We start from the raw sequence: 25,572 nt of genomic DNA, 5'->3' as shown, positions 1-25,572 counted from the left end.
GCCTAGGCATTGCTTCTTATTTTCCTACCTTTTTGATATTCTGAACACATGGAAAATCCAACCTTTTTCAACAAATATGGTTCATTATCGACGTGACCTTACCGCAGGCGGTACGTACTTTTTTACTCTAACATTACGTGACAGATACTCAAGTTTACTCACATCGCACATCCGAGATTTAGGCAATTCATTTAGAGAGGTTCGTAAAAATGCACATTTTGAGATGCCTGCTTTTGTTATATTACCGGAACATTTGCATGTAATATGGCAATTACCCTATAACGATTTTGATTACTCTCGACGCTGGCTTTTAATAAAAGCTCATTTTACTCGTTCCTTAGTAAAATCTGGATTACCCCTGCTTCCTAATCAAAGAGGCGAATACAACTTATGGCAAAGAAGATTTTGGGAGCATCGAATAAGGAATGAAATAGATTATCAAAAGCATATTGAGTACATTCATTATAATCCAGTAAAACATGGATTGGTGGAGGTACCTACTCAATGGCCATATTCCAGCATTCATCGATTTATTAGTAAAGGGATTATTGACAAAAATTGGGGAGGAACATCTTTTGAAGGAAGCTTTGGTGAGGTAATGTAGCCCGGGTGCAGCGCAGCGGAACTCGGGTTTTGAGAGTTATTCCTAGTCCGAAACCGAAACCCCGGGTTACGGCTTTGCCTTCACCCAGGCTACATTTTACACTGTTTACATTACATTGCGAAACATGGACTCTGCGAGTCAGGAGTAATGGGGTTTTCCATTTCATTACTGCAAGAAAAGAATGAAAAAGAACTGGGTTCCTTGACTTTTTTCTCTAGCAGCGCTTTGTTTATCATGGTATGAATTTCCCATTGAGTTGAAGTCCAGCCATACAACCCTCGCAGCTGGCGAATAATCCAGAACCGGCTGCGTAACTGACGTATATATTTTACGCCTGCAGATTCTTCTTCGGATGAATACCCATTTATATCGTCTCTTAATCGCTCCAATCGGCTTTCAAAGTCAGGGCGCCCCTCGTTTACTTTGATAAACTGCTCAATGCATTCGCGTGCCAAATTCTTTTTAAATTTGAGACAAAATCGATGATCCTCACCTATCCGGGTTAAAATATCTTTAAAGTCTCTATAGTGCATGCTTGCATTAATTCCTTCCAGATAAGGATTTTTAAAAGAATAAGAGCGAATTATTGGAATAAGACTGGGATATTTCGTGGTGTCCGCTCCATTTTCTATTAAATGCTTACTGATTAGCTTTGCATTTTTGCGTACATCATGTTCCTCAGTGTTTCCAGCTCTCACCCGTTCCAATGCAATATCCAAAGGAGTTTTACCTGCTTTGTTTTTTACATTGATAAACTCGCTAAACATGCTTAAAGTTTCTTCGTAACGATATTCACCCAGCTTAATTGCTGTATGTAGCGGCGTATCCCCCTTTTCAAATCCATGGGGTTCTTTACATAAATCTCGATATTGAGTAAAAGACTTCTGAACTTCTTTCCCAAGCGTCTCAGTCAAATTTGGCGGAATGATTTCTTTCAATAAAGCATCGAATTGTTTTTGATCTAATCCGCACACATACGTACGGAATTCTTTTATCGAAAACAGTGCTGCCCGCAAACGTGCAAGCCGTGCCATGGCAGTTTGAGTCATTAAAGCAACCTCTGCCCGATCTTGGGCTTTCGTCGTATCAGCACATTCCTCTAATGTCTGCACTATGAGCTCATTCGGAATTAAAATATGCTTAAAAAAAGACTTCCATTTCGCTTGAATAAATTGAGGATTATTGAGTAACCGGGAAAAAGCATTAATATCGGCATAATTATGACATTCTTTATTGTCAAAAGGATTAGAAATATAACCAAATTTTGTGGGCCAATAGGAATTAGATGAATTGGTTAAGCACACCAGAGATTTGAGATCACTTTTTGTGATGTCAAAAGCATGAGCGCCATGCAATAAATGGAAAGGACGACGGGTATGAAACCCCATGATGCTGTCTACAAACATCAAATCATGATCAATTTTGAAGAATACTACCTGGGGTTTTCCTCCTCGATCTACCAGATAAAAACCATAATTTCCCTTATGTAAATCATCCTCTTCCAAGGCATAGGAAGTAGCGAGAATACTGGCTAAGGACTCATAATCAATGGTTAACTTATCATCTATCTCCGCTTCGACTAAACGTGCATAAAACCCCTGAGGCACTTTATCCATAAAATAAATGGGTATTTGGGTAGGATCATCGCATTGTGCTGGAGGGACATAGTCACATCCTGTTTCTTTGTCCTTAAAAGCATAAAAAAAGGTACCTGAGCCTTCCTTGTTTGCGATGGTATAGCCAAGATGCTCCACTGCCAAACCCTTAATATTATTGTGGGCATCTACCACCAAATTGCTGGGAGGCGTCAAATTAGATAATAAAAGCAGACGAGCTAATTGACCAAACATCACTTCCAAACGAGAAAGTTCAGCGCGACCATATTTATTTTTCTTACAAATGACTCGATAAGGAGGTCTTTTTTTATTGGGAGGAGTATATATCGCATGTAGATACGTTTCATGACCCGTTGCATGTGAAGCAGGACCTAGCTCAATGTCTTCAAGTTGGAAAAATTCAGGCATGAATCATAGATCATAATCGAAATCAAATTGCGCTAAATTTTAACACAGAGATCAAAAAAATCAATCACCTTCTATAGTCAGATTATCAGCTTGTAAATCAAAGTCTGCGCTATTTAAACGAATTTGCAGACCAACATTATTTTTTGAATCAGCATATTTAATTGCATTTTCCTTGGAAATTGCTCCATCCCGATATAATTTTAACAAAGCCTAATCAAAAGTCTGCATGCCTTGCTCTGTACTTCGCCGATTTAACCTTGCCTCTATGTCCCATAGTCGCCAAGCGAAGAGTATTTAGTATTTAACTTTACTCAAATCGGTCATCCCCGCGCAGGCGGGGATCCATTTTTATATTGACAATGCTCAACCAATAGATTCCTGTTTCGCAGGAATACCATCTTCCAAATTTAAGCAATAACCAAATCACGTAGCCTTCGATTTTCCAATTCATGCTGGCACGTCTTTAAAAAAGTCGCCTTGGCATTTTTTGCTGCCTCACCCTGTATTGGCATTAAGTCAACTACGTCACATAAACGAGTTAAAAATGTTACATATTCCTCTTTAGTATATTCTATTGGTTCTGTTTTTGGTGCAAGATTTTCCCCTACGATACTCTTCTTCTCCAGCTCGCTTTCCAAACTTGGACTCAAATCAAGCATTTCCTGGAAATAATTTGTGTAATAAGGAGCCATAGCCAAACGTTCTGCGCCATCATCCTTGTTGGGTGTTGCATTCCAGCGTTCTGCCGCTTCTATAAATTGCTTCATGTTTTTAGAGTCCAAAAATTGAGCATAATGAACCACGCCAGCTGGAAAATTTTTACCTAAATGATTTCTTACTTCTAATTTTTGTTCTTTTAAAAACGCTAAAAATTCTTTTTCAAAACGAGCAATGCCTTGTGCTTGAGGATGAGTCACAACATCCAAAGCAATAACATGCTCATCTTGAGCACTCGTACTGGTTGTAGACAACCCACCATTAGTTCCTTTCAAATAGCGAACGTACACTGCATAAGTAATCGGATATTCCCCACGTTTTGCCGCCTTGTTTACCTGCAGTTCAATTTGTTGCAAAATATTTTCCAAATGCTCCCCTGCCTTGTCATCTTTTACAGGGATAAAATAATCGACATCACGGAGTTCTTCGGGGAAAGCAACTTGCGGATGCGTAATATGGTTTTCAAAATCAACTATAGGTTTTGTCCCACGCGCTTCAATGGATTGAGCAGCAGCAATTAACATAAATTCCGGCAACAAAACTTTTAAGTCCGAATTAACAAGAAAATCCATCAAATCCTCACCTAATTTTACTCCCAGTTCCTGGAGTAACGAAGTAATTGATGGCAGATAAGTAGCTTTGCTATTTTGAGTTGGTTTCTCGGTAGTGAAATTCCACATACGCACTTGCCATTGGTGAATGTTTTCACTCAGCTCAGACTTGGAAGAACTTGGCATTCCCATAATACTGACATAGTGATTATTCTTTAATATATCTCCCAGTTTGCCTTTCATTTCTTCAGTGTTGTGAAATAATGTAATTGTCTCGCGTAAGTTGTATGCTTTCACTGCACGCATTTTCACACTAAGAACAACCCCTAAAAAGCCACTGTGTGCTGCGCGTAACGTTTGAAAATCAGGATGATCAGGAGTTAATTCACGAATAGTTCCATCCATATCACACACTTTTATTGACTCAATCAAACCACTAACAGCCGGTTCATCACGGCCGGTGCCATGACCACCAGTGCCTACTAATCCCACCAGGCTCGCCCAACTGAGCATACTGAGCGTTGTTGAAGAGAGATTATGTTTCCGCAAAAATTCTGAGTAATCGTCTATTTGCATTCCTGCGTTTACTTCGACCAGTGATGCAGGAAGCTGATGTATTGGATTATTGGGATTAAACCATGTTGGTTTGGTATTAAGAGGCCCAAGAACTTTCGCCTTATGATATTTCTTTTTGAAGCGAATAATAATGTCTGTACCTTCACCTTGAGGCGAGGCTCTGCCACCTACTACTTCTGAAAAAGAAAAGCTCCCTTTACCGTATTTGTCATCCTGAACTTTAGACCAGGGAAATAAGCAACAGCCTTCAGATTTCTCTTTATTTTCCCAACCGGCAGTAGCTCTTAAGGTAATTTTATCTTTTGAAGTCCGATTCTCATTCATTCGTTTTACTTCTTTCATGATCAATTGGACCTGATCTTCATTTTCTACATCAACAACCACAGCAGAGGGATTACGTACGTTTCCCATAAAATTCGACCAACCCTGAGTGTACGAAATTTTGTTGCGGGTTAGCATATCCATAAATGCAAATTTTAGCTTGGCTGGAAAAGTCATCATTGCTCCTATTGTTGATTAAACAGCAAAAAGGTAAAGACTTTGTATTTTTATCATGCATCAATTTTTGAAGCGTTACAACAATACTCCTTGTAGCCTGGGTGCAGCGCAGCGGAACCCGGGAATGCAATATTACCGATCCCGGGTTCCGCTGCGCTGCACCCAGGCTACAATCAAGAACTACATTTTTTCCAGAACTTCATGCAAATATTTAACAGGTTCGATAACCATTGAAGCATTATGTTGCTTGGGGGCATTGGCAAAAGGCACTATAGCACGCTTAAACCCGTGTTTTGCTGCTTCTTTTAATCGTTCTTGCCCGCTTTGTACCGGTCTAATTTCACCAGCAAGACCGACCTCACCAAAAATAATGGTTTCCCGGTCAAAAATCCGGTTACGTAAACTGGATACTACAGCAGCTAATAATGCTAAATCGGAACCCGTTTCTGTTACCTTGACGCCACCCACTACATTAATGAAAATATCTTGGTCATAGGTCGCAATTCCTCCGTGTCGATGTAAGACAGCAAGTAAAATAGCCAACCGATTGGACTCAAGACCAACAGTAACGCGTTTGGATTGTTGTCCGTGCGCCTCATCAACTAGCGCTTGGACTTCAACCAGCATAGGACGTGATCCTTCCCAAGTTACCATAACTGCACTACCCGAAGTAGGCTCAGGTTGACGCGATAAAAAAATCGCTGAAGGGTTTGCCACTTCTTTTAAGCCTTTATCGGTCATGGCAAATACACCCAATTCGTTGACTGCGCCAAAACGATTTTTAATAGCACGAATCACTCTAAACCGGCTGTCACTTTGACCTTCAAAATATAAAACACTATCCACCATGTGCTCTAAAACCCGCGGCCCAGCTAAGGCACCCTCTTTCGTTACATGTCCCACCAGAAATACCGCTGTCTGGGTCAGTTTGGCAAAACGAACTAATTGTGCTGCTGATTCACGCACTTGACTTACTCCACCCGGAGCAGAACTTATGGTTTCCGTGAAAATAGTTTGAATCGAATCAATCACAATCACTTTAGGGTTTTCCTTTTGTGCTTGAGCAATAATTGATTCAACCTGTGTCTCCGCTAAAAGTCTTAAACCTGCCAAAGGCAAACCCAAGCGTTTGGCGCGCATCGCTACTTGCTGCAAGGATTCCTCACCCGTTACATATAAAACAGTCTCCTGCATAGAAAGATTAGCTAGCGTCTGCAATAATAACGTGGACTTACCAATGCCCGGATCTCCTCCAATAAGAACCACAGAACCATACACCAAACCACCGCCAAGTACTCTATTAAGTTCAGATAAGCCACAATCCATCCGTAGTTCATTATCCATCACTACATCTTCTACGGCAGTGATTACTGAACGTTGATTCGCCCATGAGCCGCTGCGCGAGTTACGATTTACTGGCATACCTTCTTCTGCAATCGAATTCCATGCGCCACAATGGGTGCATTGTCCAGCCCATTGCTTAAAAATTGCGGCACATTGATTACAGACAAATTGGGTCTTTGTTTTCATTCGTGTTCCATCCGATTCAGTTTCATAGGGATTTTGCAAGAGCTCTAATATACACGATTTATCCTAGCGAATCATGATGGCCCCATGACTTGTTTCTGAGAGATCCACGCGAAATTTAATCCCCTACGTACTGCGCTTTATGCGCGATACGTAGAACGTTGAGCATATTTCTTTTAAAAACATACAGTGACATTCAAATTTCGCGTGGTTCTCTCAGGACTTGCTCGCGAGGGCCAGGACGTAGGGATAAAGAATACTGGAAACTGACCATACCTCAGGATATACGCCTGGATACAGCGAAGACGAAACCAAGAAATCCTTTGCCCGATTATTCAGGCTTCATTTTATTAAAAATTAATTTACTTACATTGAATCCTGAGAGCAACTCAGTATAATCAGTACATTTTGCACAATCAGGACAAAATCTATGAGCCAAGGTATGCATTTTGAACAGTCAATCACGGAACTAGAAGAAATTGTCAGACAACTGGAAAAAGGGGAACTCTCCTTAGAAGACTCTCTGAAACAATTTGAAAAAGGAATTAGTCTGGCCAGGCAATGTCAGGATGTATTACAAAAAGCAGAGCAAAAAATAGAAACTTTAACCTCTGCAGAACCTAGATCGGATGAACAATTAAGTGATAAGTAACTATATAAAACGGCACGAAGAATTTCTCAGGCAAATTATTAATGACTCTTCTGTACCCGCGACAACGATATGTTCCGCAATCAATTATTCTCTATTCCCTGGAGGAAAGAGAATCAGGCCTATTTTGGTCTATTTAACTGGGAATATACTTGATCTTGATCTCAAAATTCTGGATGTTATTGCTGCAGCAATCGAATTAACGCATTGTTATTCTTTAATTCATGATGACCTCCCGGCTATGGATAATGATGATCTACGCCGTGGTAAACCCAGTTGTCATAAAGCGTTTGATGAGGCAACAGCGATTTTAGTGGGGGATGGCATGCAGGCCTTAGCCATCGAAGTACTATTAACTCATCTTTCTCCTCTGCTTCCACCCCAACAAGTCATTGCGATCACTCTTGAACTGGTTAAAGCAAGCGGCATTAGTGGCATGGTGAGTGGACAGAGTCTGGACTTATCTGAATTGGCAAAATCATCTACTGGTGAAGAGCAGCTAAGAGAAATTCACTACCTTAAAACCGGACGTCTTATTTTAGCGTGTATCGAAATGGTTCTGAATGCTCACTCAGCGCCCGAAGCATATAAAGCAGCTTTACGAGCCTATGCCAGCCATTTAGGCCTGGTTTTTCAAATGCAAGATGATTATTTGGATCGTTATGCTCCTGCCGAGTTCTTGGGTAAAGGTCGTTCCTCTGATTTGGCCAACGAAAAAATAACGTTTGCCACTCTATTTTCCCAAAAAAAATTGGAAGAAGAGATCAGCACGCATTATCAAACAGCTCTTGATGCATTAAAAATATTTGATCAAAAAGCACTTGCATTAATTGACTTAACCAAGAAACTACACGAACGTAGTAAGTTAGAAAGGTAGTGAGTGCAGTGACTCGATTATCACTCTGATTTACTGCGTTATTTAGATACAACTTCGCAAGAAAAATCATATCTTCTGGTGATACATTAATTTATTTTTTATACACTTCCAGTACAACAACCAAGCTCTGATGTCTTAATAGAAACTGTTGCTGAACGACAAAAATATACTGAGGCCATTGCTCCAAAATAGGCGCCTTTTTGATAAGGACTGCTGATATCTCGTCTGATAAAGGGTTCAGGCCATTCTACTTAATATTTAGATAAGTTTTTTGTGCTATTTTTGTCATATATGTATTTTTTTTGAGATATTGTATGTTTGCAAAAGACTCGTCAGATAAAGAAACGATAACGAAAGAAGCAGTTGATGTTTCAGGAGCACTTGGTAATTGTTTTTTCCATGCTTATGCCTTATATCTTTTAAGTACCCACGGTGAATTTCCGAAAGATTTATTTGATTCAAATGAATTCGACAACGATGAAAATCTCGCTAAATTAAAAGTATTATTAAAGGACAAAGCCCTCCAACAAGAACTTACTTCGGCTGAATCACCTGCTTATTTGTTTGAAAAGACATTAATATTAGGTGTTTTATTTCGTAGCTGGTTCTGCACACAATTAGCCCAAAGTAACCCCGATGTTTTTTTTCAAGCGAGAGGGGAGCTTAATGATCATGATATTCGCCGCACAACATTCCTGCAAATTGTTACAGACTACAAAGAGGCTATAGCGAATAATGCAAAAGCCCCTGCTCATAGAGCACGAATTTTGTTGGAAACTGTAGTAGAGAAAGCTCAAGGTAAAGTGGACTCAGGATTGGAGCAATTGATTTTAAAGTCCATTGAGGACATGAAAGAACTTGAAGCAAAACCTTCTGATCAAACCCTTAGCGAAGCACAAAAGATCATTAAAACCGTTCAAGAAAAACTTCAAGAATTGAATAAGGAAAAATCAGATCCTATATTAAATGAAATCGAAAAAACACTTCAATATGACTTGGCAAAAGAACAATACTTTCTCACAGCTTTTGAAGAACAAACTATAGAAAATTCCATTTATCTCGCAAACAAAGAGTTTTTTAACGATGCCCTTTTAACAATGGACATGGAGAAGATTCAAGAGTATTGGAATACAACCGGTTTTAAAAAATATTGCGAATTTTTAAGCATACCGGGCGTCAAAGTAACTTATGCTGATATTGATCCTATTCTTACTCGATTGGTCAATTACGCCATTTATGGACAAAATGACGCTCAAGTAGTTTGTGATAAACCGTCTCCCCAGTTTGAATTGGTTATAAAAGAAAAAGGAGCTCATTACCTGTTAAAAGCTACTCCTGAATCAAGCGAGCTCCTAAAACATTATTCAGCACAATATGAGAACTATTTAAAAAATCGAGAGGCTTTTCTGAAGGCCCCTTCTTCTTTTTCTCCAGACGGCACCTTTTTTACTGAAGCAACAGCATCAACATCCAAACCGATCCAATTATTGGTTAATAAAATACCCGAGTTTCTTAGCAGCCAACAATTTAGAGCTCACTTATTAAATTATTTAAAAGATCCTAAAAATAGCGAAAACAAAAAAAACCTAATCCTTGCTGCCGCTGCAATCTATACAGATGCAGTTAAGAGCCGCAATCTTGAGCCTGACAATTACCTGGATTTCATCAATCAAATAGTAAAACCTGCTGTACAAGGAATAGAAATACCTGAGGACATTGCTCTAGAAATGGACTCGTGGATTCGTGAATTAGGAAACTCAGATTCAACAGAGGCTGCGGCATTTTATGCTTTAAATCTTGCCTATAATTTATACTTGAATCCCGCAAATTTAAATAAGCAACCTTCTCCAACATCAGACGTGAAACCAAGCATAGAAAAGCAAGAGATTCCTGAGGAATACCAAGCTCTTGTTGGTAAAGTGAGCGACGAAGCGCTGCGCTCTCTTATTGCGATGCCAGTGCAAGAGAATACACCTAAAAAAGCTTATATCAATCTGCTAAAAAACATTCCTGCTGGGAAAACCCTCGATAATAAGGCGTTTGAACTTATTAAAAAAGAACTTCCTAATTTAGTATCAGCAAGTAAAATTAATCCTGAGGGAATAATGGATCCTGAAGGAGGTATTGGTTTATTTAGCAGTTGTCTTAATATCCTGTTAAAAAACAACATCACGTTAACGAAAACAGGCGTTTGGAGTTGGGGCGATTATATTTATTATGATAACTTAACTCTGCTTACCAAATTAGATAACAAGCAATTACAAAAAACCCATGTACTATTGCAGCATCTATCTGAAAAGAAAGCACTTGATGATAACACTGTTTATTATGTTTTATACAATGCGACAAATTTGCAGGATAAAACTCAAGATATAATTGGCATATTTGAGGAGATGGCTAAAAAAAATATTCCTTTAAGGGGTGTTCGGCAACCGGTCATGAATCTCAATCAAAATGAATTGCTCGCTTTAAATCTTTTTTTATCAAAAATTGATAGGCTTGAACGAGAATTAGGAAAGGAATCATTTAAACCACTCATTGAGAATATCAAACGCAAACATAATGCACTGCTAAAGGACGAGGAGTACTTTAAGCAAATCACCGGTATAATCAATTTTCTGTTAAAAAAAGAAATGAGCTTATCTCAAACTGGGGTAACTTCTTATTTTAGAGGCAATAAACTTAATGTATTATTTGACTTAGAGGCCCCGCAATTAGCTCAAGTAAATGAATTACTTACCGAATTAGAATCTTATAAAGCCTTAACTCCCTCTAGTAGTGACTATATCTTAAATAATGCCTCATCTTTACCGAATAAAACGAAAGAAATCCAACAAACATTTAAATTAATGCGTGAGAAACAAATTTCTTTTGAAGGTACAGTCGAATCAGTGATGGCCTTAGAAAAAGGAAAAATCATTACGCTCAATACGATTCTAGAAAAGATTACCTCGACTATCCCCATTGATCCAAATGGGTTTAATGCTTTAGTTGCGCAAGTAGGTAATACTAATACGACTCAACTTAATTCATTAGAGCATTTAACTGAAATCAGTAAAACCATCGATTTACTATTAACTCATAAGATCTCTTTAACAAATACTGCAAGGCTAATTTGGACACCTAACCTTCAAGCTCTATTTGCATTGTCTCCAACTCAACTAAAAGAAGTGAATGTACTTTTAAAGTTTTTTGCAGATAGACCACCACTTGGTGAGCACACAGTAAATTATGTTTTAACTCATGGTGTCCAATTACAAGGAATCATCCAGGAATATATAGACTTATTTAGATTAATTGAAGGGAAAAATATAGCTATTATAGGTATCAGACAACCAGTGATGAACTTAAGTTCAGATGATAGGGCCGTGTTGTCTGCTTTCTTGAGGAAAATTGATCATTTTAATATTACGATGGATAAAGCTACAGCCAAAACTTTGATTGCTCAAGTAATATCCAATAAAGAAAAAATAAAAGACGTTGCAAAGGGTAAGGATTATTTCGAGTCTGTATGCAAAATTATTAATTTAATAAACGATAAAAAACTTACATTAGCCCCAAATTTGAAAACTATATTTCAATTAAGCTCTGAAGAATTGGAAGGGGCTTATCGCATACTTACAGAGTTATCAAAGAGTGGTGCGTTAGATGATCGACAAGTAACGGCAACTTTAAAGAAGACCCTGCCTAAAAAGGTATCGCAGAAAGTTACTCTTATTTTTGAGGAAATGGGAAACAAGAGGATTCCTATTATAGGATCGCGTCAAGCCATTAGAGCTCTTGATGAAAATGCATTAGATGCATTAAAAAGTATTTTATCTAACATGGAGCCTCAACCATTAGATGCTCCACTGAGTAAAGCAGCCACACAACTACTCATTAGCGAGATAAAGACAAAGCAACAGTTAATTAATACGAATGACGAGTATAGAGACAATATAATTAAAATACTCAATTATATGACCCGACACAAAGTTTCTTTTACTTATTCTTTGCCATACAGTGCAAATCTCACTCTCTTGTTTGCCCTTGATGTCAATCAGCTAAAAGAAGTCACTAAACTTTTCGACTACTTAGCTGCCCAGTATATTCTTGATGACAAAATAGGAAATTTTATTTTCGCCAACGGCGCATCCTTACAGAAGAAAATCGACGCTATTTTAGTAATATTCCATCGAATGGAGAACCTTGGCACTCCTTTGGATGGCCTTAAACAATCGGTTATGGAACTGGATAATAATCAGCTAGACCATCTTGATTCGATTTTACAACAAATTGAAGCAAAACATTTAAAGATGAGCGCTGCCGAAGCGGATGCGCTAATTAATCGAATAAAAACTAATCCTAGTGAATTTACCAAAGCGAGTTACAGAGATGAATTAGCAAACACCTTTATTCTCTTAAAAGAAACAAAGATAAAAGAACAAAATCTACGCTTTAATCCTTCTGCCTTATTACTCCTCAATGAGGATCAATTAAAATCTGCTCACGCTTTATTAGGCTATCTTTCCACAAAAAATGTTCTCGATGAAGACACAGTAGACTTCATTTTAAAAAATGGCGGGAATCTTAAAGATAAGGCTAAAGACATAATAGCAGTTTTTCAATTGATGGAAGATAAAGGCATTTTGTTGCGTGGAGTGCGTCAACCGATAATGAGCCTTACTCAAAGTCAACTTGGTTTTGTGAACACTTTCTTTACTTTAATAAACAATACAAATGAAAGATTGGATGCCAATGCAGTTAAAACCATCCTTGATAATATAAAAGACAATGAAAAATTGAGCGAACCTGACTATCGACAGGCGATGGGGCAACTCATTAACTTTTTGCTTGAAGCGAATGTAACTATAGGACAAAACGATCTCCAGAGACAAGCTTTTGGTAATAAGCTTGCTCCTGTATTTAAACTTAAAACAAAGGAAATAGAGAATATTGAAAAGCTTTGTCGCTGGTTTGGCCAAGATATTGGCAACCAAATTGCCGATTATATTCTAAGTCATGCCAGCACACTGCATGAAAAAGTGGATCTCATTGAACCCATTTTAGAAGAGTTAAAAAAACACAAAGATATTTCTTTAGTGACAGTAAGCCCATTAATTATGGACTTAAATCTTCAGGAATTAGAGATTTTTTACTTCATTACAAACAAGCTCAATCAATCAGTAGAACCAATAAAACTCGATGAAAATATAATTCAATCATTGGTTAAAAATATAAAAGCTCATCCTGAGGTTAACACAGAGCATCTTAACAAGGTTATTGGCCTACTAGAGCTTCTTACGCAAAATAAAATTCCTTTTACCAATGTCTACGTACCAACGGCATTATGGGGAGATAATTTATCTAAAATTTTTCAATTAAATGAAACCCAACTGAGTAGTGTGCTAGAAGAGTTAAGAGAAAAAGCATCGTTTCTAGAAGCTGATTTCAATAATGCGATAAAAAAAGCATTAACACCAAATACCCAGGTCGATTCACCTCTTACTATTCCTAATGAACTGACTGATAGTTTAATCATGGATTCTTTTGTTGATCTTGGCCCTTCCATGAACCCAAGCTCTATAGAAGAACCCGTTCCAAGCTCCGTCATTCAATCCCAAAAACATATCGATGAGAGTTCTATTGGAGGAAGTTTGCCTCCCATTGAAACGGTTACTTTAACAGAAAGTAGTGATCAATTAGAGTCTGAGCCGAAACAAGTACTTAAAAAACCTGCCAAAGATTCTATTCATATCGAAGAGCATGATGGAAGTGTGATTCGCGAATCTGAAAAAGATGGGCAGCTTAAAGTAGAAAAGCAAGTCGATGACACTTCATTATCTTCTGAACATCACGTCTCTGATTCGTTGGTAACGCACCCTAGAACAGATACGTCCTTACCATCAAGCTCAATCAATCAGAGTCAGGAAAATGTTGTTTCTGAAGAAGTTAGCGGACAAAAAAGGGAAGAGGATGACACTACGTCTCTCGAAGATTCCGGTCACTCTACACATGATAAAACTTTATCTTCTAGTAAATCTGTAATACCTCCTCTCCAGGTTCAATTAGAAGATTCTACGCATGGGGATCTTCTCCAATCAGATCCCCTCGAAGATTCTGTACATAACGAGAGAAAACCTGTAACACCTCCTCACCTAGTTTATCCTACGGAAAAATGGACTAATAAACAAATCGATGATTTTATCAAGAATCCGCAAATAAATTGGAATAAAGATGGAGCGGATATTTTATTAAAATTACTTACAGCGATAGGAAAAAGAGATGAGGGTATTCTTGCTAGAAAAACTACAGCAACACATTGTTTTAATTTGATCTTAGGGAAAATGACAGATAATCACGAAGTAATTAAATTAGTGAAACTAATCGACGAAAAAGAATCTGATAATTTTAAATATCTAAGAGAAGAACGATCTCGATGGCATTTTCACACTCATGGTGAAACGAAAACTTGGTCTTCCATGATTGGAGCGATTAAAAACCGATTAGACATTAATGTAGAAAAAACTCCGGAGGAAAAATACACACGAGAAGAATATGGCGATTTTATGAAAATTATGAATGAACATCGAGGTAGGGGTTTTGGACCAGTTACACATTCAAAATTTTATGATCAGTTAGAGGACCTAGATGCAAATCAAAAGTCAGTGACTATTAAAAAACACTAGAACTCTTGCAGCCTTAGAAAGTAATGCATTGATTCTTTTTTTAAAGCGAGCTATAGCAACTGTCGTGAAATAAATTCAAGACAACATTGTAGCCTGGGTGCAGCGTAGTGGAACCCGGGTTTCGCTGCGCTGCACCCAGGCTACAATATACGGAGTAAGTGACTCTGTGATTATTTGCGAGTTAGCGCCGGACTATCTGTGAAACGGGAATCATGGTTTCTATCCCCAGCGCTGTTTTTCGTTGCTCACCTTTCCATGCATGCCCATAAACGACTTCATACGTCAACGGATATTTCCCCTTCTCGGTTTGCAGAACAGAGTAGTTTTGTTCAAATTGTCGCCAAGCCATTTTCCCAGTTAAGCCTTGGTTTCTTTGCGGATTAATATTTTTTACGCCTTGGGCTTTTAAAGCATGTAATAACTTAGGTAGCGTTTCATAATGCACGGCCAACAATTCCATATCCATTACTGGCTCTAAAAAATGCTCTGACATCAAGCAATCACCAATATCATGCATGTCAGCAAATTCGTTCACATGAGCATAATGATTTACCCCGGACCACGCATGCTTTAATTCTTTAAAGGTATCAGGGCCCAAAGTAGTAAACATCAAACAACCATTTGTGTTCATGACACGATTCAACTCACGAAAAACTGGCGTTAAAGGACCACCCCAATGAATCACTTGATTGGCAAAAATTAAATCAAACGTACCTGTAGCAAAAGGCATTTGCCGCATATCTGCAGCCACTAAAGGCCACTTCCGTCGCCAGCTTTGCTTTTTTTGTGCCTGAATCAACATGAACTGCGCCAAATCCAAACCAACAACTTGTGCCTTTGGATACACCTGCGTTAACTCATAAGAAAAAAAACCTGGCCCGCACCCAAGATCAAGAATACGTTGTGGCTTAATGCTCAAATACTGCAATCGATCTAATAACCGCACCCCAATTTCTTGTTGTACTTTGGCAGCAAGTTCATATTCAGTGGCATGTTGATTAAATGCCTTGCTAATTTCGTAGATAACAGCCATTATAAAACCAGGAAAAATTAAAGGAATCCAACACTCGTGCGCCAGAAAATATGGAGTTTAACACAAAGTTTACGCTTGTACTCAATATGTGTTTTATGTAATCAGTTTCATAACGGCAAAATGGCAATATGCACCCCATGTATTGAGTTCATGACTCGTTTAGGTCCTGCATGCCGCTACTGCGCATATCCCTTACCCGATACTTATCTATTGAGCTGCGGACGCTGTATTAAAAAAACACCTTATTTCGATCGGGCACTTATTCATTACGTCTTTGAAGAGCCTTTACGTGGTCTTTTGCATCAATTTAAATACCACAATGGCCTTTATCTAGGCTCCTTTTTAAGTGAATTAATGAGTCACTCACTACCAAAAAATGAAAACATGCCTCAATGTTTAATTCCCGTTCCTATGCATCCGCAACGAATTAAATTACGCGGATTTAATCAAGCAGCAGTTTTAGCTCGTTTGTTAGCTAAAAAATTACAATTGCCTTGTGACTTAACCAGTTGCAAAAAAATCATTAATACTGAGCCCCAAGCAAGTCTTGACGGCGAACAAAGACAAAAAAATTTACGTCGTGCATTTAAGGTCAAAAAAATTCCCTGGCACCATGTAGCAATTGTTGATGATCTCTTAACTACCGGCAGCACAGCCAATGAGCTGGCATTTACTTTAAAAAAATCGGGAGTGAAAAAGGTGGATGTATGGTGTTGTGCACGAGCTGTAACTAAATTGTAACCTGCTCTGCACCTAGACACTGCGCCTGTTTCTATTTCGCTAGCTTGAGCTAAAATGGCCTGATTTTTGAGTATCGAAGCGCAGCATACAAGAGTATGTGAGCATCGGAACGCAGAAAATCAGGACAGTTTGGCCAAGATAGTAGAAATAGAAACAGGCCCCTAGATTCGTTGCAAATCATTCATTAATAAGTGGACTAATAACACGCAAAATGCAATAACGACCAGTCGATGCAACAAAAGCTCCATGGGTACAGATACTGCTTTGCCGCGGACTTTTTCAATAATTGCATAAACAATGGAACCTCCATCCAATCCAGGAATGGGAAACAGGTTAATCACGGCAACGGCCAGGCTTAAGGTGGCTATAAAAAATAGAAAAACAACCACTCCTTGTGTCAGCGAAGCCACGGAGGCCGCAAAAATACCTATAGGACCTAACAATACTGAAAAAGGGATTACCCCAGTAAATAATTGTTTCAATATCATCAGAAAAAAATAAACCATGTTGACCATAAATTCATTCGTTTTCTGGATTGCATCCATAAAAGATGAAGCTTGCAATACGCTTTTTGCTGCAGCTGTATTGGGTTTAATTCCCAGTTGTGTTAATAAAGATCCTCTTACCCCATGAAATTGCTCATGGCTTAAATCAAGCGTTGCTTTTGACTCTTTGCCATCCGCTTGAATAAGCGTCACTGGAATATCCTTCTTCCCCCAAAGAATAACTAAGCGCATTCCCACATCGCTCCAAGTCGAAGTGGTAGAATTATCAATAGACTTGAATTGATCACCAGGATGCATTCCTGCTTGGGATGCAGCACTATTAGGAAGCACCTCTTTAATTTCGGGTAATGTATAAGTCAGTCCTACGCAATATACAAGAACCAAAGCAAACCAAGCGGTAATCAGATTTGCGGCAGCTCCGGCTAATAAAATTAAAATGCGCTGCCAGACAGGTTTTTTATCAAAACATCCGGACTGTTGTGCAGGCTTTACTGGACTAATTCGTGTATTTTCTAGTTGGACATACCCTCCCAAAGGAAAAAATGCCCATACCCATTCACAACCGCTTCGGCTTTGCCAGCGCAACAGCGGTTTGCCAAAACCTATAGAAACTTTTTTGATTTTTACTGCAAAAATGCGCGCTGCAATTGCATGCCCACCTTCATGGATTCCTACTACCAAAATTAATGTAAGGATTATGGCGATAATTGCCAAAAACATAAGCTACTCCTTCACCGCGGGCGTGTGTTATCAACAATTAATTGTAGTACGGGCGTTCCTTTTTTGCCATTTAACTCATAACCTTGACGATAAACCTCAAAAACACGATATGCCTGATTCGATTCACTATCAACTAACTCGACATCATCGCCTTGTTCGTCAATTAACGTCACGGTTAAATGAATTTCTCGAAATCCAGCGATATGATACCGTTCTTTAAATAATTCCAATACACGCGCCAAACTTTGTGCTGCTTCTTCGCCACTATGCTCACCTTGCAGGATGATATCCATGATGATCTCCCCATAACTTGGGATTTTTGTATAAAACCCTCTACTATTGTTAGCGGCCAAATAAAAATGTACTTTAATTTTACAATTGTTTTTTTGCAGTCTGGGGTGTTGCACCGTGATAAACTTAGATTCCATTGCGCCCTCATATAGATTACAGAATCATTTTTCTTGAATCAGAATAAAGAAATAAAACTGCTTACACTACAAATTTAATGACTAATCGTTTACAATCCCACGATTAACTCAATAATTCATATTCAAATAATATATATTTTATGGTGTTTGTTGCTTGCGGATTAAATCATAAAACTGCTCCAATAAACGTGCGTGAAAAAGTCGCCTTATCTCCGGCTACCCAAGATTCCTTGCTCCATAGCCTGTTAAATCTACCGGAAGTGAATGAAGCTGCTATATTATCTACCTGTAATCGCACAGAAATTTACTGTGATACTCAAGATGCTCAGGTCATCGCACATTGGCTTACTAAAGAACATCAACTCCCATTGGATTCCTTATCCCCATTTTTTTACGTGCATAAAGGAAACCAGGGAATCAAACATCTTTTACGTGTTGCCAGCGGTTTAGATTCCATGATGATTGGCGAGCCTCAAATTCTTGGGCAAATGAAACAAGCGTACCAACATGCGTGCAACCTTGGTGCAATAAAAACAGAACTACGTCCAATTTTTGAATATGTTTTTAGTGCGTCAAAGCGGATACGCACTCAAAGTGGTGTCGGTACGAATCCCGTTTCCGTTGCCTATGCAGCAGCCCAATTAATAGGCCAACTTTTTACAGACTATAAATCGTTAAATGTTTTTCTGATTGGTTCTGGTGAAACCGCTTCTTTAGTTGCAAAATATTTGCACCAGCAAGGTGTTGAACGTTTTATGATAGCAAGCAGAACACTAGAAAATGCAGAAAAGCTTGCCAATTCATTCAATGGGCAAACCATTCCAATTACAGACATTGCTGAATATTTACCGCAAGCAGACGTCATCGTTTCTGCTACAAATTGTCCTGTCCATTTTATTAATAAAAGTCTGGTCGAACAGGCATTAAATCAAAGACAGTATAAGCCAATGTTCTTTTTGGATTTATCTGTTCCTCGAGATGTAGAAGAAAACATCAAGGAACTGGGAGAAATATATCTTTATAACATTGATGATTTGCAAACCATGATCGATAAAGGGATGGAAGAAAGACGCCATGCCGCATTACATGCAGAACAATTAATCGATGAGGAACTGAATAAATACATTCGCAAGCATCGCTCGCTTAAAGCGAAGAAAGTCATTTGCGATTACCGCAGCCAAATGCAAGACTTGGCACAAAAAGAATTGCAACGTGCCTTGAAAAAACTTTCTGCTGGACAATGTCAGCAAATCGTTTTAAATGAATTTAGTGAACGCCTGGTTAATAAACTCACACATAATCCCACCGCTGGTTTAAGGCAAATAGCTAAAGATGGCCGAGAAGATTTATTTACCTTGGCACAATATCTTTTTAATACAACAACACATCAATCATCTTATGAAGAAATCTCTTGAACTCAAATTGCAGCAAATGCTTGAGCGATATCAGGAAGTAGGCCGCTTGTTATCTGAAGCATCAATTATTGCAGATCAAAACCAGTTTAAAACACTTTCCAAAGAATATGCACAACTGGAACCTGTTGCAACATGTTATGAAACCTACATTGAGGCCAAAAACAATTTCTCTTCTCTGCAAGAATTACTCGAAGGTGAGGATGAAGAGTTGGCATCAATGGCTGCAGAGGAATTGGAAAGTGCTCAAAAACAAGTGGAAGAACTCGATGAGCAATTACAATGGCATTTAATTCCCAAAGATCCGGATGATGAACGTAATGTTTACCTCGAAGTCAGAGCAGGAACCGGTGGTGATGAAGCCGCAATTTTTGCCGGAGATCTATATCGCATGTACAGTCGATATGCAGAAGATCAAGGTTGGCAACAAGAGTTAATTAGTGCAAGCCATGGTGAACATGGCGGTTATAAAGAAATTATCGTGCGTATTAGCGGTAACGCGGTCTATTCACAACTTAAATTCGAATCCGGTGCCCATCGTGTACAACGTGTTCCTGAGACTGAATCCCAAGGACGTGTCCATACCTCTGCATGTACCGTAGCAATTATGCCTGAAGTGGATGAAATTGATGACATTCAAATTAATCCAGATGATTTGCGAATCGATACCTACCGTTCTTCAGGCGCTGGAGGGCAGCATGTTAATAAAACAGATTCAGCCATACGCATCACGCATATTCCAACTGGTGTTGTAGTAGAATGCCAAGATGAACGTTCACAACATAAAAACCGCGCCAAAGCCATGTCGTTACTTAAAACACGCTTGCTGGATGCAGAACAGAGCAAACAGAAAAAAGAACAAGCTCAAACGCGTAAGTCGTTGGTAGGTTCTGGTGATCGCTCTGAGCGAATTCGTACTTATAACTACCCGCAAGGGCGACTAACAGATCATCGGATTAATTTGACGATCTATCAACTTAGTGATGTGATGGAAGGCAATTTGGCCTTGGTCATTGAACCCTTAAAACGTGAATACCATGCAGAGCTGCTCGCAGAGCTAGGACGACATGATTAGTATTCGTAACGCTTTGGGAAAAAAACCAGATCTGGAAACAGAAATTTTACTCTGCCACATTTTAAACAAAACAAGGGCTTATCTCTTCGCCCATCCTGAAGCGTTATTAACTTCAAAACAATGGGAAACCTTTCAAAATTTAATGTCGCGAAGAGCCCAAGGGATCCCAATTGCCTACCTCATCGGTGAGCGTGAATTCTGGTCACTCAATTTAAAAGTCAATGAGCATACTTTAATTCCACGCCATGAAACAGAACGAATCGTTGAGTTAGCCCTGGAACTTATCCCCAATCAACCGGACAGGTACATACTGGAATTAGGCACAGGAAGCGGAGCCATCGCCTTAGCGCTTGCTAAAGAAAGACCGCAGTGGCACATTATTGCTGGGGATATCAGCCAAGAAGCCTTAGATATTGCCCAGGAAAACGCGCAAAATCATATGATAAAGAATGTAAGCTTTTATCAATCCAATTGGTTTAATAACATTCCTCAGCAGCAATACCATGCTCTTATTGCTAATCCGCCTTACATTGCAGAATATGATCCTCATTTACAACAAGGTGACTTGCGTTTTGAACCACGAAATGCTTTAGTGAGTAGTCAAGACGGCTTAGCTGATCTACAATGTATTATTAAACAAGGTCATGAGTACCTTCTACCTGGTGGCCTGCTCTTGCTAGAACATGGTTATGATCAAAAATTAAAAGTACAGACTATACTTAATAAGTTACAGTATAAAAACGTACAATGTTGGCAAGACATTCAGGGAAATGACAGAGTAAGTGGGGGTTGGCGATAATTTTATTGATGATACAATAGTTTTTTGGTATACCTAACCGCTTTCTGTAAACCCAGGTTGTACACGAGTTGGGAACGGAGGCTAAAATGACCGAACAATTAATCGATAAAACCAATGAGAGACGACACAACGTGAAAAACGACGCAATAGGTAGCATGGGAATTACCCCTTACAAGGAAGCCCCAGGGGAAGAATATATGAATGAAAAGCAGTTAGCACATATTGAAAAAATATTGCTAGCTTGGCGTCAATCATTGATGGAAGAAGTCGACCGAACTGTGACGCACATGAAAGATGAAGCGGCTAATTTTCCTGATCCCTCAGATAGAGCCAGTCAAGAGGCAGAATTCAGTATTGAATTACGTACTCGTGATCGTGAGAGGAAACTCATTAAGAAAATTGAGGATGCTTTAGAACGTTTGCGTAACGAAGATTTCGGCTATTGCGAAGCTTGTGGTATCGAAATCGGCCTTAAGCGTTTGGAAGCAAGACCTACTGCAACTTTGTGTATTGATTGTAAGACTTTGTCCGAGATTAAAGAAAAACAAAATCAAGGTTCCTAGTAAAAATTTTAGTAATATCTAAAAGGCTATCATCCCTGCGTAGGCAGGGATCCATCTCTCAAAATAATCCATAGTTCAAACTAAGATTATTTGATTCAATTAAGTTAAGTTAACTTTCCATTGTTTTCATTTTTTATTTGCTTTTCCATACGCGATAAAGCAAGCATGGCGACATTGGATCAATGGAATATCCTGGCTAGCTTAGATATATATTGTAAATAGAGCCCTGCCTACGCAGGGATGACAGAATATGGGAGCACCGCACAACATAAAGGGCGGTAAATAGTAGAAGTAATATAAAGTGGCGGTGGTATAAATATCCTAAATCACCGCTTCAATTTGTTGTAAATGGCGCACAACAGACCCTTTATTTTTTTCAAAAACAGCAGCAGCATTTTGAATCATCTGCTGACGAAACTTCGAGTCAGAGTGCAATTTAATAATTCCATCGATTAGTTCATTTGCCTGGCGTACCAATAAAATACCCTGAGCGGCCTGTAAATCATTGCAAATGGCTTTAAAATTATGAACCAGGCTTCCACTTAACACGGGAACATTCATTGCAATTGGCTCTAAGACATTATGTCCACCTACTGGAACCAAGCTCCCTCCTACAAAAGCATAATCACTAATCTGATATAACCCTAAGAGCTCACCCAGACTGTCTAATACCACAATCTCATTTTCAGGGTTTAAGGTATTTAAATTAGAGCGTAATCCGGTCTTAAATCCTGATTGCATACATAATTGATAAACCGCTTGGAATCGTTCAGGATGGCGGGGGGCAATTAATAAGACAACGCCAGGAATCGCTTGTTGCAACCGTTTTAAATGAGATAAAATCTGTGCCTCCTCATTCTCATGAGTGCTTGCTGCAATAACTGCTACACGTTCGCTTCCCCAATGGCTTTTTAAATCACTAAAACGCTTGCTGTCTATAGTATTAGTCTGCAAATCAAATTTTATATTCCCTAAAACATGTACTATCTCTTTTCTTGCCCCTAAGGTGATATAACGTCGCGCGTCTTCTTCTCCCTGCGCTAAAATAGCAGAAAATTGATTCAGAATCGGTTTCATTAAAAATTTAATCTTTTTATACCCATTCAAAGAATCATCAGAGATCCGTGCATTGGCGAGCAATAAAGGGACTTTTGCCGCCCTGGCCTGATAAATTAAATTCGGCCATAATTCAGTTTCCATGATGATACCCACACGCGGCCGAATTTGTTTAAAGAAGCGTTTAAGTATGCCGGGAAGGTCATAGGGAAGGTATTGATGAGCCACTTTGTTACCAAAACGCGCTTGCACTCGCTCAGAACCCGTTGGAGTCATGGTAGTAACCAATAAAGACCAGTTTTTTTCCAACATGGCATCAATGAGCGGGATAGCCGCAATCACCTCGCCTAAAGATACAGCGTGAATCCATACGTCAAAAGGTTTATACTCATGTTTACCAAGAAAAAAACGTTCGGATATGCGCTCCCTATATGCAGGTAAGCTTCTGCCTTTCCACCACAAACGAATAAGTAAAAAAGGAGCCAGCAAATACATTAAAAAAGAGTAAAAAAATCGCATATAAAACCAAACCCAAAAAACGACAGTATATACTTAAAATGTGGTATAAGCGATAAAATCAAATTTAATGACTTAATTTAAGGGATCCTTTGTAATGTCTTTTCGGGAATTCTTCATTGTATCCACTTGGTGGGGAAAGATTATTGGCGCATTCTTTGGTTATTTAATCGATGGTCCTATCGGGGCAATTTTTGGCCTCTTAGTAGGTAATTTTTTTGATCGTGGTTTATATACTTATTTTTCTAATCCTCATTGGATATATTACGCTGAAAAACGTAAAGCAATCCAAAAAGCTTTTTTTGAAGCTACCTTTTCCATTATGGGACATTTAGCTAAAGCCGATGGTCGCGTCAGTGAACAAGAACTGAATATGGCACGTTTATTCATGGATGAAATGCGTTTAAGCAGCGAACAAAAGACATTGGCAAAACATTTCTTTAATGAGGGCAAGCAACCGCAGTTTAACTTAGATAGTGCGCTCGAAAATTTAAAAAAAATCTGCGAAGATAACCGCGATTTGTTAAGGCTATTTATTGATATTCAATATCGAGCAGCCCAGGCTGATGGGCTGGATACAAAAAAAATCAAAGTACTGGATAAAATCTTTTCCAAGCTGGACTTCGCACCACTTCACAAACAATATCGCTTTTATGAAGATTTTGGCGTAGATTACTCATCAGAACCACAAAATGATGCCAAGCAACAATCAGAACAATCCTATTCGTCCTCTCACTCGTATTCATCCTATAGTAGATACAATTATCAACCCACAAAAACAAACTTGGACTATGCTTATGCGCTTTTGGAAGTAACATCAGATGCTAGCAAACAAGAAGTGAAAAAAGCCTATAGACGTTTGTTGAGCCGTAATCATCCAGATAAATTAATCGCCCAAGGCTTACCTCAAGAGATGATTAAAATGGCAAATGAAAAAACCCAGAAAATTGTAAAAGCATATGAATTAATTTGTACCAGTAAAGGCTGGTAAACTTCAAAAAGGTCACGGATGCAGTAGATCCCATAGCCGTCACACTAAGCAGAAAAGCAAATGTTGCCATTCCTGCAAAGGCAGGAATCCATTCATGGCAGTAGAACCCAGGAGGCTTAAGTAAGTTCAGGAGCTTGCTCAAGATAACCGCTCCCATCAGACTTCTTGTTTTCTGCCACTTGATTTTGGAAAAAAGCAGCGATTGGAACTAAATAAGAGTACATTCTCGGCGGCGATTTAGGTTGAAGTTTAGGGAGTTTTACCATCCAACCATGGATAAATGAAAAAAGAAGTTGTCTGCTGTATTCATAATCATGATGGGCACCGGGTATTTCTATAGCTAAGTAATTGTTTTTATTTGTTCCAAATTCTTTTTTTCTTGCTGCCATTTCTTGCTTGATTAGATCATAATCAAACTGACCAACAATATCAAAAACAGGCATATGTAATTCAAGTTTTTTATCTGCAGTCGGAGGAGTATTGTAAGCAGATAAGAGAATCAGGCCTTCAATTTCAGGTACAGGAGGATTTCCCAAATAATCAAATGTTTGTTTTAATTGCTCTCCATAATGCACCATTACCACGCGTATATTTTTTTGCTTGCGTAAAACGGCAAGTACCTCAGGAAATTGTTTGATCCAGGGTACAGTAGTACTGCTGTCATTGTTGAGCAAGACAACCTGCCATCCATTTTGAGCTAATTCATTTGCCAGACTATCCAACAATATAAAAGATTGTACTTGTGCACCACCATTGACTAAGAGAACTGCTCCGTATTTTTCTTTTTTCGCAGGCCAATAAGATAAGTCGATGTTTTTACCATCAACTTTGATCGCCAGTTTGTCTGCAAATGCAGCTGAGCATATGAAAAAAAAGATTAGAACGGTCCTTATAATATATTTCATATCATCCTAATAAACGATCCTGAATTGATTAAAAATGAACTGTAGCCTGGGTGCAGCGTAGCGGAACCCGGGAAATTTAACCATCTCTGTCCCGGGTTCCGCTACGCTGCACCCAGGCTACATTGAAGGATAGTGC

General features: G+C 38.8%; 18 protein-coding genes and 1 pseudogene. 10 read left to right on the top strand and 9 right to left on the bottom strand.

Annotation, left to right across the window (positions count from 1 at the left end; all coding sequences use genetic code 11):
- The first annotated feature begins 76 nt into the window (after nucleotides 1-76).
- On the top strand, nucleotides 77-604 hold the full coding sequence (locus A8O27_RS13260) for an REP-associated tyrosine transposase (RefSeq protein ID WP_058460833.1): 528 nt from the start codon (nucleotides 77-79) through the stop codon (nucleotides 602-604).
- Nucleotides 605-714: 110 nt separating this feature from the next.
- Here the strand turns inward: A8O27_RS13260 and ankK are convergent, their stop codons facing one another.
- The 4 genes and pseudogenes from ankK to radA form a co-directional block, all read right to left on the bottom strand.
- The gene (ankK, locus tag A8O27_RS13255; RefSeq protein ID WP_058460834.1) at nucleotides 715-2,628 is read right to left on the bottom strand and encodes a Dot/Icm T4SS effector AnkK/LegA5; all 1,914 of its coding nucleotides are present in this window, start codon (nucleotides 2,626-2,628) and stop codon (nucleotides 715-717) included.
- Nucleotides 2,629-2,688: 60 nt separating this feature from the next.
- Nucleotides 2,689-2,874, bottom strand: a pseudogene (locus A8O27_RS19355) (type IV pili twitching motility protein PilT); the annotation flags it as partial.
- Nucleotides 2,875-3,035: 161 nt separating this feature from the next.
- On the bottom strand, nucleotides 3,036-4,970 hold the full coding sequence (locus tag A8O27_RS13250) for an FAD-binding protein (RefSeq protein WP_058460835.1): 1,935 nt from the start codon (nucleotides 4,968-4,970) through the stop codon (nucleotides 3,036-3,038).
- 180 nt (nucleotides 4,971-5,150) lie between these two features.
- A complete protein-coding gene (gene radA, locus A8O27_RS13245) occupies nucleotides 5,151-6,500 on the bottom strand; it encodes a DNA repair protein RadA (RefSeq protein ID WP_058460836.1) in 1,350 nt (449 codons plus the stop codon).
- 427 nt (nucleotides 6,501-6,927) lie between these two features.
- Here radA and A8O27_RS13240 point away from each other — a divergent pair, with 427 nt between their 5' ends.
- From A8O27_RS13240 to A8O27_RS13230, 3 genes are all read left to right on the top strand, one after another.
- Nucleotides 6,928-7,149: an exodeoxyribonuclease VII small subunit gene (locus A8O27_RS13240; RefSeq protein ID WP_058460837.1), complete on the top strand. Its 222-nt coding sequence runs from the start codon at nucleotides 6,928-6,930 to the stop codon at nucleotides 7,147-7,149.
- Nucleotides 7,139-8,023: a polyprenyl synthetase family protein gene (locus A8O27_RS13235; RefSeq protein WP_058460838.1), complete on the top strand. Its 885-nt coding sequence runs from the start codon at nucleotides 7,139-7,141 to the stop codon at nucleotides 8,021-8,023. Before A8O27_RS13240 ends, A8O27_RS13235 begins: the two co-directional genes overlap by 11 nt.
- A gap of 314 nt (nucleotides 8,024-8,337) precedes the next feature.
- Nucleotides 8,338-14,691 (top strand): hypothetical protein, encoded by a 6,354-nt coding sequence (locus tag A8O27_RS13230; RefSeq protein ID WP_058460839.1) that lies wholly within the window; start codon nucleotides 8,338-8,340, stop codon nucleotides 14,689-14,691.
- A gap of 181 nt (nucleotides 14,692-14,872) precedes the next feature.
- On the opposite strand, the gene bioC is transcribed toward A8O27_RS13230, so the two are convergent.
- The gene (gene bioC, locus A8O27_RS13225; protein WP_058460840.1) at nucleotides 14,873-15,724 is read right to left on the bottom strand and encodes a malonyl-ACP O-methyltransferase BioC; all 852 of its coding nucleotides are present in this window, start codon (nucleotides 15,722-15,724) and stop codon (nucleotides 14,873-14,875) included.
- Between the two features lie 150 nt (nucleotides 15,725-15,874).
- Here bioC and A8O27_RS13220 point away from each other — a divergent pair, with 150 nt between their 5' ends.
- Entirely contained in the window at nucleotides 15,875-16,465 is a 591-nt protein-coding gene (locus A8O27_RS13220) for a ComF family protein (protein WP_058460841.1), read from the top strand.
- Nucleotides 16,466-16,626: 161 nt separating this feature from the next.
- Here the strand turns inward: A8O27_RS13220 and A8O27_RS13215 are convergent, their stop codons facing one another.
- Nucleotides 16,627-17,691: a M50 family metallopeptidase gene (locus A8O27_RS13215; RefSeq protein ID WP_058460842.1), complete on the bottom strand. Its 1,065-nt coding sequence runs from the start codon at nucleotides 17,689-17,691 to the stop codon at nucleotides 16,627-16,629.
- 11 nt (nucleotides 17,692-17,702) lie between these two features.
- Nucleotides 17,703-17,984, bottom strand: a complete 282-nt coding sequence (locus A8O27_RS13210) for a hypothetical protein (RefSeq protein ID WP_058460872.1) — start codon at nucleotides 17,982-17,984, stop codon at nucleotides 17,703-17,705.
- A 275-nt stretch (nucleotides 17,985-18,259) separates the two neighbouring features.
- Between A8O27_RS13210 and hemA the strand changes: the two genes are divergently transcribed.
- The 4 genes from hemA (at nucleotide 18,260) to dksA (ending at nucleotide 21,968) form a co-directional block, all read left to right on the top strand.
- A complete protein-coding gene (gene hemA / locus A8O27_RS13205) occupies nucleotides 18,260-19,534 on the top strand; it encodes a glutamyl-tRNA reductase (protein ID WP_058460843.1) in 1,275 nt (424 codons plus the stop codon).
- The gene (gene prfA / locus A8O27_RS13200; RefSeq protein ID WP_058460873.1) at nucleotides 19,518-20,606 is read left to right on the top strand and encodes a peptide chain release factor 1; all 1,089 of its coding nucleotides are present in this window, start codon (nucleotides 19,518-19,520) and stop codon (nucleotides 20,604-20,606) included. The genes hemA and prfA overlap by 17 nt, the downstream gene beginning before the upstream one ends.
- Nucleotides 20,599-21,405, top strand: coding sequence for a peptide chain release factor N(5)-glutamine methyltransferase (gene prmC, locus A8O27_RS13195; protein ID WP_058460844.1), 807 nt, complete (start codon nucleotides 20,599-20,601; stop codon nucleotides 21,403-21,405). The genes prfA and prmC overlap by 8 nt, the downstream gene beginning before the upstream one ends.
- Nucleotides 21,406-21,491: 86 nt before the next feature.
- A complete protein-coding gene (dksA, locus tag A8O27_RS13190; RefSeq protein ID WP_064115100.1) occupies nucleotides 21,492-21,968 on the top strand; it encodes an RNA polymerase-binding protein DksA in 477 nt (158 codons plus the stop codon).
- A gap of 321 nt (nucleotides 21,969-22,289) precedes the next feature.
- On the opposite strand, the gene waaA is transcribed toward dksA, so the two are convergent.
- Nucleotides 22,290-23,543 (bottom strand): lipid IV(A) 3-deoxy-D-manno-octulosonic acid transferase, encoded by a 1,254-nt coding sequence (gene waaA, locus A8O27_RS13185; protein WP_058460845.1) that lies wholly within the window; start codon nucleotides 23,541-23,543, stop codon nucleotides 22,290-22,292.
- Between the two features lie 94 nt (nucleotides 23,544-23,637).
- Here waaA and djlA point away from each other — a divergent pair, with 94 nt between their 5' ends.
- Nucleotides 23,638-24,531 (top strand): co-chaperone DjlA, encoded by an 894-nt coding sequence (gene djlA / locus A8O27_RS13180; RefSeq protein WP_058460846.1) that lies wholly within the window; start codon nucleotides 23,638-23,640, stop codon nucleotides 24,529-24,531.
- Nucleotides 24,532-24,647: 116 nt separating this feature from the next.
- Here djlA and A8O27_RS13175 read toward each other — a convergent pair whose 3' ends face one another.
- Nucleotides 24,648-25,436 (bottom strand): alpha/beta fold hydrolase, encoded by a 789-nt coding sequence (locus tag A8O27_RS13175; protein ID WP_058460847.1) that lies wholly within the window; start codon nucleotides 25,434-25,436, stop codon nucleotides 24,648-24,650.
- Nucleotides 25,437-25,572: the final 136 nt, after the last annotated feature.

Origin of the sequence: Legionella bozemanae (assembly GCF_001648595.1) — a bacterium.
In the GTDB taxonomy this organism is placed as follows: Bacteria; Pseudomonadota; Gammaproteobacteria; order Legionellales; family Legionellaceae; genus Legionella; species Legionella bozemanae.
Note: the sequence above shows the minus strand (reverse complement) of the source record. Positions and strands in the feature narration are given on the sequence as shown.